The sequence below is a fragment of the Novosphingobium sp. UBA1939 genome, from assembly GCF_002336885.1.
GTDB lineage: Bacteria > Pseudomonadota > Alphaproteobacteria > Sphingomonadales > Sphingomonadaceae > Novosphingobium.
Genome location: NZ_DDFB01000056.1, coordinates 1 through 5,824 on the forward strand (window position 1 = coordinate 1; position 5,824 = coordinate 5,824).

Consider the following 5,824-nt stretch of genomic DNA (forward strand, 5'->3'; position numbering starts at 1 on the left):
CGTCGATCGTGATGCCCTGTTCGCGTTCGGCGGCCAGGCCATCGACCAGCAGCGCGAAGTCGATCTCCTGCCCCTGCGTGCCCACGCGCTTGCTGTCGGCTTCCAGTGCGGCGAGCTGGTCCTCGAAGATCATCTTCGAATCGTAAAGCAGCCGACCGATCAGCGTGGACTTGCCGTCATCCACCGAACCGCAGGTGATGAAGCGCAGCATCGTCTTGTTGCGATGCGTTTCGAGATAAGCGTCGATGTCCTCGGCGATGAGGGCATCGGTCTTGTAGATGACGTCTGCTTCGGACATCAGAAGTACCCCTGCTGCTTCTTCACTTCCATGCCCGCGCCGCCCGCGTCCTTGTCGATGGCGCGGCCCTGGCGCTCGCTGGTGGTGGTGAGCAGCGTTTCCTGGATCACCTGCGGCAGCGTGGCGGCACTGCTTTCGACCGCGCCGGTCAGCGGATAGCAGCCCAGCGTGCGGAAGCGGATCGAGCGCATCACCGGTTCCTCGCCGGGGCGCAGCGGGAAGCGATCGTCATCGACCATCAGCAACATGCCGTCGCGCTCCACCGTGGGGCGCTCAGCCGCGAAATAGAGCGGCACGATCGGCACGTCGTTCAGGTGGATGTACTGCCAGATGTCCAGCTCGGTCCAGTTGCTGATCGGGAAGACGCGGATCGATTCGCCCTTGTTCTTGCGGGCGTTGTAGGTGCTCCACAGTTCGGGGCGCTGGTTCTTGGGGTCCCAGCCGTGGCTGGCGGTGCGGAACGAGAAGATGCGTTCCTTGGCCCGGCTCTTCTCCTCGTCGCGCCGCGCGCCGCCGAAGGCCGCGTCGAAGCCCCACTTGTCGAGCGCCTGCTTCAGCCCCTCGGTCTTCCACATGTCGGTGTGGAGCGCGCCGTGATCGAACGGGTTGATGCCCCGCTCCAGCGCTTCGGGATTGCGATAGACCAGCAGTTCCATGCCGCTTTCCGAAGCCATCCGGTCCCGCAGCGCGTACATGTCGCGGAATTTCCACGTCGTATCGACATGCAGCAGCGGGAAGGGCGGTGGCGAGGGATAGAACGCCTTGCGCGCCAGATGCAGCATCACGGCGGAGTCCTTGCCCACCGAATAGAGCATGACGGGGCGTTCGGCCTCGGCCACGACTTCGCGCATGATGTGGATCGCTTCGGCCTCGAGCCGTTCGAGATGGGTCAGCGAGGAACGGGGCAACGAACTGGACATGGATGACTCCGTGGGAGTGGCTGCCTGTCACATCGGCGTAACGGCTTGACCATGAAGCTCCCATATGGGAGCAAAAACAGATGGCATTTCTTTCGCCCGATCAACGCGAGCTTTTCCTGCCCTTGATCGAGGGCATTCACGAAAGCCCGCCATGGGGTGCGTTCATGCGCAACCTGGTGGCGCGCACCTATGCCCGGCGGGCGTTCCTGATCGTGACGCTGGCCAATGCCATGTCTGCCCAGGAACCCACGGTGCTTCATGTCGCCGCGCCTCGCGCGGCGCAGGAGCCGCCGCTCGACTTCCGTCGGCTCGACGCGCTGCGGCTGCATCCCTTCGGCGCGCTGCGCCCCGGCCGGGTCTATGCGCTCGACGAAATGCTGGACTACGACCATCCCGCCCGGCTCGCCGAACAGCGCGCGGCGCTGCACGACATGGGCATCCGCTATGGTCGCTGGTTGCGCGTTTCGGCGGGCGGCGCGGCGGATGCCTGGCTGCTGCTGGTGCGCGAGCGCGAGGATTTCAGCGCCACCGCCGTCTCCGCGCTGGCGGCGATCGCGCCGCACCTGACCGCCGCCCTGCGCACGCTGGGCGCGCTAACCGAGCAGCGGCTCCAGGCGGCGATGGCGCAGGCCGCGCTGGCGCGGCTGGGCGTGGGGCAACTGGCGTTCGATGCTGGCGGGCGGGTCATGGCCGCCGATCCCTGGGCGGAAGCCTTGCTGGCGTTCACGCCCGAACCAGGGCCGGCGCCGGGCCGTCGGTTGCAGGTGCTTCCCGATGTAGCGCGCGCGCTCGATGCCGCCTGCGCCGCGCTGGCGGCCGGTCCGGCGGGCGGAACGCGGGTGATCCGGCTCGACGAGCGCTCGGCGCTCGACGTGTTGCTCCGCAAGTCGGACCTTGCCCTGGCGGAGCCTTGCGCCTTCCCGGCAGTGATCGGCACGCTGCGCCGCGAACACCGCGAAGCCGCGCGCGAAGCGGTCCGCACGCTGGCGGCGGTCCATGGCCTGTCGGATCGCGAAGCCGCGCTGGCGCACGCCATCAGCATGGGCGAAACGATCGTGGAGGCCGGCCGCCGCCTGCGCCTGACCAGCGAGACCGCGCGGAACTATTCGAAGCGCATATATGCCAAGACCGGGGCCGCCGGGCAGGCCGATCTGGTGCGGATGGTACTGACCGGGCTGACGCCTTTCGCCTGAGTCCGCGGCCCGGTTCAGAGAGGCCGTAACGCCACGCGTGCGTGAAGCGCCGCGCGCGCGGCCTGCAGCGTGGCGACCGCTTCCTCGCCTTCGCCCTGCGCGCGGGCGAGAGTCATGGCGCCGACCATTTCGGCGACCATCGAGGCGGCAAGGGCATCGGCTTCGGGCTTGGGGTGGCCGCTTCTGACCAGCGCGCCGGCGATGGCATCGCGCATGGCGGAAATGCCGGCCTGGAAGCGGCGGCGTGCGGACTCGGGCATTCTCGGGGCCTCACCCGCCAGCCAGGGCAGGGGACAGCCAAGATCGTGCCGGCGCATGGCCGCTTCCGACAGGTAGTGGTCGATCAGCCCGCCAAGGTCGGGCCGGTCGCCCAGGAAGCGTTCCAGCATCGCGCGGCTGTCTTCGAACATGCGATCGACGGCGTGGGCAACCAGATCGTCGCGGTTCTCGAAATGGGCGTAGAACCCGCCATGCGTCAGGCCTGCGCGTTTCATCAGATTGGCGACGCTCAACCCTTCGGTGCCGCCGCTGCGCAGTGCGATGGCGGCCTCGTCGAGAATCCGGGCGCGCACTTTGGCCTTGTGGGCGCTCTTGTCAGCCATGGTGATCCGCCTCCTGCTCGCCGGGGCCGTAGCCGCCGCCCATCGCCCGTACCGCCGCCACCGAGGCGCGCGCAAGCGCTTCGCGATTCTGCGCGAGGCGATCGGTCGCCTCCAGCAGATTGCGATCGGCATCCAGCACGTCGATCAGGGCGACGATTCCCTGCGCGTAAGCTTCGCGCGCCTGATCGCGCGCACGGCGGAGCAAGGCGACTTGCCGGGCCAGTTCGTCCTGTTCCCGCCGGCCTTCGGCCAGCGCGGCGACCGCGTCCGCCACTTCGGCGCTGGCGACCTGCGCGGCCTGCCGCCACAGCGCCAGCACCTCGCGCTCATGCCCGCGCGCGACGGCGAGTTCCGCATCGAGCCGTCCAAAGTCGAACAAGCGCCAGCGCAGTGTCGCTCCGCCGCTGGCCGAAACCGAATCCCCCGATCCGAACGAGGCGCCGCCCAGCGTCACCAGCCCGACCAGACCGCCGAGCGAGAGGTGGGGGTAGTATTCCGCCCGCGCCACGCGGATGCCGGCGCGGGCGGCGTCCACGCGCCGTTCGGCAGCGGCCAGATCGGGGCGGCGACGCATCAGCGTGGCGGGATCGGCATCCAGCGCCGGATCGAGCGGGGCGGGGATGGCGGCCGTTTCGCGCAGGCGCTCCAGCCACGCCCGGTCGCTTCCCCCCGTCAGCACGCCCAGCCGGTCGATGTCGACTTCGATCGCCTGCCGCAGCGGCGGCAAGGTGGCCAGCGTGGCGGCGTGGGCCGCTTCGGCGCGGTTGGCATCGAAATCGCGGGCCAGTCCCTGGTTGGCCCGCTGGCGCACCAGCGCCGCCAGATCCCCGCGCAACCGCGCCTGCTGCTGCGCCAAGGCGAGCCGTTCCTGGAGCCCACGCAAGTGGAGATAGGCGTCCGCCGTCTCCGCCGCGATGGCCAGGTGCATGGCGTCCATCTCCGCCAGCGTGGCCGCCGCGTTGGCTGCGGCCGCCTTGCGCCGGGCCGACAGTCCTCCGAACAGGTCGATCTCCCAGCGCGCTTCCACCCCGGCCTGATAGAGTTCGTAGTTCCGGGGCAAGCCCAGTTGCCGCGATGCCGCGCCGATCGGCGAATGGAGCGATTGCCGGTCGGCTTCGGCTGCGCCAGTGGCGTCGAGCGACGGCAACAGCGCCGCGCGGGCTCCCTTGGCCATGGCCCGCGCCTGATCGACGCGCGCGGCGGCGGCGACAAGGTCCAGATTGCCCGACAGCGCGCGGCGGACGGTTTCGTCGAGCTGCGGATCGTGGAACGCCTGCCACCAGGCACCGGTGGCGGGCTGGGCGTGGACCATCGCCGGCGTGGTAGTCATCAGGAGCAGGGCGAGCGCGGCTCGCCGCAGATTGCGGAAACGCATGAGACTTCTCCTTAATGCGCGGCATCGGCGGGAGGGGGCGTCGCGCCCGGCTCCTGCCGGCAGAACGGCACCAGCACCAGTGCCGCGATGAACATCCAGGCCATCACCCGGAACACGTCGTCGAACCCCAGCGCCAGCGCCTCGCGCCCGATCACGCGCGCCATCACGGCCTGCGCCATGTCCTGCGCGCGCGCGCCGTCGGGCGTCATCGTGGCAATCCGCTGCCCCAGGCTGGCCATGACATCGCTGGCCGGACGCGCGTGATGACCCAGCGCTTCGGAAAGGCGCGCGGCGGCGATGCGCGTATCGTCCTGCAGCCAGCTGTTGACCACCGCGATGCCGATCGCGCCGCCAAGGTTGCGCATCAGGTTGAACAGGCCGGAGGCTGCGCCGAGATCCTGCGGCGGCACGCCCGAAAGCGCCATGTTTACCGAAGGAACGATGCACAGCATCAGGGCGAAGCCGCGCAGCATCTGCGGCACCAGCAGTTCCGAAAAGCCCCACTGGCTGGTCATGCCCGACGTCAGCCACAGGCTCAGCGCGAACAGGGAAAGGCCGACGCTGATCATCCAGCGCATGTCGATGCGCTGCGACAGCGACGCGGCGACGACCGTCGACCCCAGCTGCGCCACGCCGACCACGAAGATCGTCTTGCCGATCTGCAGGGCATCGTACCCGCGCACTTGCGCCAGATAGACCGGCACCAGCGAGATCGAGGCATACATGCCGAAGCCGATCACCAGGTTGAACAGGCAGGCGAAGGCGAAGATCGGCCGGCGGAACGGGCGCAGCGAAACCACCGGCATCGGCGAGAACAGCGCGCGCTCCACGAACAGCACCAGCCCCACCAGCGACAGCCAGGCGGCGATCGCGATGGTTTCATCGCCCAGCCAGTCGTGACGGGGGCCTTCCTCCAGCACGTATTCAAGGCCGGCGAGAAAGACCGCCATGGCTACGAAGTGCGCCCAGTCGATCCGGCGCAACAGGCTGGTGTCGGCCTTGTCGATCCGCAGCAGCATGGCGCAGGCCGTGGCGATGGCGAGGCCGGGAAGGACGTTGACGAAGAACAGCCAGCGCCAGTCCAGCGCGTCGGTGATCAATCCGCCCGCCGAAGGGCCAAGCGCCGGCGCCAGGACGCTGACGGTGCCGAGGATGGCCGGGATCAGCGCGCGCTGCTTGCCCGAGAACAGCGTGAAACCGACCGCGAACACCAGCGGCACCATCGCGCCGCCGGTGAAGCCCTGCAAGGCGCGGAAGGCGATAATCGATCCGATCGACCACGACAGGCCGCACAGCAGGCTGGAAATCGTGAACATGGTGCACGAAGCCACGAACAGCCAGCGCGTCGACAGTGCCCGCGCGAGGAAGCCGGACAGGGGAATCATCACCAGCTCGGCCATCAGGTAGGCGGTCTGCACCCAGCTGATTTCATCCGC

General features: G+C 68.9%; 6 protein-coding genes. 1 reads left to right on the plus strand and 5 read right to left on the minus strand.

All coding sequences use genetic code 11. The features are described 5' to 3' along the window. A partial coding sequence (locus B3547_RS08435) for a GTP-binding protein (RefSeq protein ID WP_292962049.1) occupies positions 1–298 on the minus strand: 298 nt, incomplete at its 3' end. Further along, on the minus strand, positions 298–1,218 hold the full coding sequence (gene cysD, locus B3547_RS08440) for a sulfate adenylyltransferase subunit CysD (RefSeq protein ID WP_124810989.1): 921 nt from the start codon (positions 1,216–1,218) through the stop codon (positions 298–300). The genes B3547_RS08435 and cysD, both read right to left, overlap by 1 nt. An 80-nt stretch (positions 1,219–1,298) precedes the next feature. Between cysD and B3547_RS08445 the strand changes: the two genes are divergently transcribed. Continuing rightward, positions 1,299–2,411, plus strand: a complete 1,113-nt coding sequence (locus tag B3547_RS08445; RefSeq protein WP_292962054.1) for a LuxR family transcriptional regulator — start codon at positions 1,299–1,301, stop codon at positions 2,409–2,411. A gap of 14 nt (positions 2,412–2,425) precedes the next feature. Here B3547_RS08445 and B3547_RS08450 read toward each other — a convergent pair whose 3' ends face one another. The 3 genes from B3547_RS08450 to B3547_RS08460 form a co-directional block, all read right to left on the minus strand. Beyond that, positions 2,426–3,013: a TetR/AcrR family transcriptional regulator gene (locus B3547_RS08450; RefSeq protein WP_292962057.1), complete on the minus strand. Its 588-nt coding sequence runs from the start codon at positions 3,011–3,013 to the stop codon at positions 2,426–2,428. Then, on the minus strand, positions 3,006–4,388 hold the full coding sequence (locus tag B3547_RS08455; RefSeq protein WP_292962060.1) for an efflux transporter outer membrane subunit: 1,383 nt from the start codon (positions 4,386–4,388) through the stop codon (positions 3,006–3,008). Before B3547_RS08455 ends, B3547_RS08450 begins: the two co-directional genes overlap by 8 nt. Before the next feature lie 11 nt (positions 4,389–4,399). After that, positions 4,400–5,824 (minus strand): DHA2 family efflux MFS transporter permease subunit (locus B3547_RS08460; RefSeq protein WP_292962063.1); only part of this gene is annotated, 1,425 nt, incomplete at its 5' end.

Coding starts and splice junctions, on each gene's coding strand:
- cysD (WP_124810989.1), bottom strand. CDS start 1,218: ATGTCCAGTTCGTTGCCCCGTTCCTCGCTGACCCATCTCGAACGGCTC.
- B3547_RS08445 (WP_292962054.1), top strand. CDS start 1,299: ATGGCATTTCTTTCGCCCGATCAACGCGAGCTTTTCCTGCCCTTGATC.
- B3547_RS08450 (WP_292962057.1), bottom strand. CDS start 3,013: ATGGCTGACAAGAGCGCCCACAAGGCCAAAGTGCGCGCCCGGATTCTC.
- B3547_RS08455 (WP_292962060.1), bottom strand. CDS start 4,388: ATGCGTTTCCGCAATCTGCGGCGAGCCGCGCTCGCCCTGCTCCTGATG.